General features: G+C 66.8%; 3 protein-coding genes. All 3 read left to right on the top strand.

Features of this window, described 5'->3' with window-relative positions; genetic code table 11:
- Positions 1-154: 154 nt before the first annotated feature.
- The 3 genes from EJK15_RS68175 to EJK15_RS68165 all read left to right on the top strand — a co-directional run bounded on the left by EJK15_RS68175 (position 155) and on the right by EJK15_RS68165 (position 3,136).
- Positions 155-646, top strand: coding sequence for an ATP-binding protein (locus EJK15_RS68175; RefSeq protein ID WP_138720754.1), 492 nt, complete (start codon positions 155-157; stop codon positions 644-646).
- 299 nt (positions 647-945) lie between these two features.
- The gene (locus EJK15_RS68170; protein ID WP_138720753.1) at positions 946-1,308 is read left to right on the top strand and encodes a hypothetical protein; all 363 of its coding nucleotides are present in this window, start codon (positions 946-948) and stop codon (positions 1,306-1,308) included.
- Positions 1,309-1,552: 244 nt separating this feature from the next.
- Positions 1,553-3,136: an alpha/beta fold hydrolase gene (locus tag EJK15_RS68165; RefSeq protein WP_138720752.1), complete on the top strand. Its 1,584-nt coding sequence runs from the start codon at positions 1,553-1,555 to the stop codon at positions 3,134-3,136.
- Positions 3,137-3,740: the final 604 nt, after the last annotated feature.

Raw genomic sequence — 3,740 nt, 5'->3', positions numbered from 1 at the left:
GGTCGATGAGACGAAACACCGCGCGCGCCACCCTGTATGAGACAACCGCGCGTCCAGGCGTCTCACTTAAGTTGGCGTACAGCAGGTCAGAGCTATGCCTCTACGCCAACTCGATTGAGACAGGACATTTACGGCAGGAGGTTCGGCTCGGGAGATGGTGGCGGTCTGGCCCCGGCGGCTGGCGTTGGTGGCGGCACCGGCGTACGGCGAGTCGTTCGCGTCGTGGGTTGATCGGATGGCCCTGGCCCGCGCCGACAAGCTGTTCAAACGACTCAAGGCCGCCCGGCTCGACAACAGCGTCGAGACCGAGATGCGCCGCCTGGCCCACACGCAGCTGCTCATCATCGACGACTTCGCACTCAAAGGGCTGGACCAGATCGAGACGGCCGACTTCTACGAGCTCGTCGTGGAACGCCACCACAAGGCCACCACCGTGGTGACCTCCAACCGCGAGCCCAGCGAGTGGCTGGCGATGATGGCCGACCCGCTGCTGGCGCAGTCTGCCGTCGACCGGCTGGTGTCGGCCGCACACGTCCTCATCGTCGAAGGCGAGTCCTACCGGACCCGTCAACGACCCACCATCCAGCCCGCGAACGCGCCGGTCACCGGGGTGTCGGCGGGGACGAACCAAGGGAGATCACTATGATCGACTACACGACCAGGTGGTCCCTTCCTCGTGGCAACCAGGTGGTCCCTTCTCCCTGGCAAGCGACACATCTGAGCCGGCCACGACCTACAGGCGACGACTCCGCCTCACCACGAAACAAGGTGCCCAAACCCAGGCCCTTCAGCAGACGGTCGACACTCTCAACAGCCTCGATCAATCCCCGATCCGACTCGGCTCCATCACCTCAGCCGACCGAACCTGGAACTACATCCTGTTCCTCACACCGGACACCACCAAGGTCATAGCCTGCACCGGAGCTCGCCGGAGAGGATCCGAGGATGATTGAACTGACCGACATGAGCGAGCGCGAATACTTCAAGCAGTTCGCCAGGCGCACCGGCATGTTCATCGGCCGCCCATCGCTGAAGGGCGTGACAGCCTTCTTGATCGGCTACGACCAAGCTGCTCGCCGACATGGCGGACCAGGGCTCGACGGCTGGCGCGAATGGCTGATGGCCCGCCATCAAGTCGGCACCAACCTCGTCTGGGAGGCCCAAATCCAACAGATCGCCCTCGGTGAGGCAGGAGTCAGACCGGACCTCACTCCGGACGAGGAGACCCAAGTCACCAACGTCCTCTTCGACCTGCTGGACAAGTTCCTGGCCGACCAGGAACAAGCCCGTCAAAACCCGCAGACCTGAGCAGAACCGCACCCCCTGATCGGAATGCGCGCGAGCCCGCGACCCACCCGCGGACCGGGCCGATCCGATCGCACAGTCACAGGTGGCATAAAGCCTGCCTATGTGACAACTACCGTGCTTCGGCTCATCTCGCTCCCAGCGCCTCGACAGCCGGGCCATCTATCGCTCTCATGGGCCAACTAACGCCCCCAATGTCACTCATAGAAACGGTAAGGAAACAACCGCAGCTCTACTACTGATCCGCATGACGTACCGAACTTCACTGACGGCACTGGCCCTGGCGCTGGCGGGGTTGGCGGCGCATCCTTCCGCGGCGGGCGCCACCGCTACCGTCGCCGCGAGCGCGAGCGCCACCGCGAACCCCAGCTCGAGCTCCGGCGTGTCTTCCGTGCAGTGGAAATCCTGCCCGGCCTACTCCGATGAGGTGATCCGCAGCCTGCGCGTGGCGGAAGACAAGGTTGCGGCGTTCCGCTCCTTGATGAAGCGCCTGGAGTGCGGCACGGTCAGCGTCCCGCTGAACCATCGTGACCCCAGCGGGCGGAAGATCGACATCGTGGTGACCCGGCTGGCCGCCACGGACGAGGCCCACCGGCTCGGCGCCATTGCCGTCCTGCCGGGCGGGCCGGGCAACAGCGGATACCTGGACCCGGTCCTGCGGGCCGCGCTCAGGAACGAGGAGATGGCGGCACTCAACGAGCGATACGACATCATCGGCTTCGATCCGCGCGGGGTCGGGAACAGCACCAAGGTCGCCTGCACCTTCTCGCCAGGAGGCCCGCAGGAGCCCGGCACGCTGACCAAGGAGGCGGCCAGGAAGAAATACGACGCCCAGGTCGCCGCCAACCAGAAGTGCGGACGCTCTGACCCCGCCTTCCTCGGACAGCTCACCACCGAGAACGTGGCCAAGGATCTGGACCTGGTACGGACCGCGCTGGGTGAGAGCAAACTCAACCTGCTCGGCTTCTCCTGGGGCACCTATCTGGGCATGGTGTATCGCAGCCTGTTCCCCGGGCACACCGGACGGGCCTTCCTAGACAGCGTGGCGCCGCCGTGGACCCGTATTGACGAGCACGCCAAGGACAGCGCGGAGGCGGCCGAGCACAACTTCGGGCGCATGGCCGCCTGGCTGGCCCGCCGCGACGGGACCTACGGTCTCGGTGCCACCGCACGGAAGGTGCGCGAGGAGGTGGCGAAGCTGGTCCGCGCGTACGACAAGATCCCCAAGACCTACACCGACCTGCAGCGGCCCATCGACGGCTCGGCCGTCGCCGACCTGGCCAGGCGCAACTCGACCGAGTGGGCGCGCGCGGGCAAGGCGCTGGCCGAACTGCGGACGGCGACGGGCACCACCGCCCCGCCCGCCGTCAAGGAGCTGCTCGGCGCACCGATGATGGGGACGCCCGTGCCCGGCGCGCCCGAAACACTGAACAGGACCATGAACTTGGCCGTCGCGTGCAACGAGGACAGCAGCCGGGCCGGTTTCGACACCGCCTGGCGTGACTACCAGCAGCTCGTGAAGCGCCATCCGGCGACCGGCCGGTCCTGGGGACTGCCTGTCATGTGTCCCGGCTGGCCGCTGCCGGTGCAGCAGGCCACGTTGAAGCGGAGCAGCGGGTCACTGGTGCTGGCGGGGCACTTGCACGAGTTCATGTCCGTCTACGACTGGACGCTGCAGACACGGCGCGCCATCGGCGGCACCGTCTACACGGTCGCCGACGACGTGCACGTGTCGACCACCCGGGTGCCCAAGTGCGCCGCCGACGTGGTGCGGTACTTCGAGACGGGCCAGATCGCCAAAGGTTGCGAGGGCAGCGCAATCCCGAGCTGACCACCGGTTACCGGCCCGGCGACCTGCCACGGGTCGCCGGGCCCGATGCCCTGGCGGCGTCGTCAGGGCCCACGGCTCGCCCGCCCGGGACCACGGCGAGCACCCGGTTCATCCAGGGGGCCACCTAGCTCTCGCGGCGCGCCCGGGCAGGTTCCGGCCGGTTCAAGCGGAGGCTCGTCACCACCTTGCCGAGCCACTACATCGCGCTGTTCTCCCGGTATCGCGCTGTTCTCCCGGTTCATCCCGTGCGGGGTGGGGGGCGGTCTACATCATCGGGGGCTGCTGCAGCAGGAGAGCGAGGTGGCGCCCAAGGAGATCCACGCCGACACCCCCTGTCGTCGACCGCCACCTGCCGCAGACCAGCCCGACAGGCCAGATGAGAGCGCGGCGATGCCGCATCCCGTAACCGTCCAGACCTTTCCCGAACCGCGCTCGGATTGGCACTGTCACTTTCAATGGCGTTCGGCCAAGCTGATTAGTTCCCCTGTCCCTGCCGGGACGCCGCTCAGGCGGGAAAATGGGTGCGGGTTGCCCGCCGACGTCGGTTCTTCTATGGCGCGGGTGAGGCCGTTGATTAGTTTGATCGCTGGGAGCTGCTTCAGGG

Source organism: Nonomuraea basaltis (assembly GCF_005893125.1).
Classification (GTDB): Bacteria; Actinomycetota; Actinomycetes; order Streptosporangiales; family Streptosporangiaceae; genus Nonomuraea; species Nonomuraea basaltis.
The sequence above is the reverse complement of the archived record's forward strand: the minus strand, read 5'-3'. Positions and strand labels throughout refer to the sequence as shown.

Excerpts from the sequence above, each read along its gene's own strand:
- EJK15_RS68165 (WP_138720752.1), top strand. The coding sequence starts at position 1,553 with ATGACGTACCGAACTTCACTGACGGCACTGGCCCTGGCGCTGGCGGGG.
- EJK15_RS68175 (WP_138720754.1), top strand. The coding sequence starts at position 155 with ATGGTGGCGGTCTGGCCCCGGCGGCTGGCGTTGGTGGCGGCACCGGCG.
- EJK15_RS68170 (WP_138720753.1), top strand. The coding sequence starts at position 946 with ATGATTGAACTGACCGACATGAGCGAGCGCGAATACTTCAAGCAGTTC.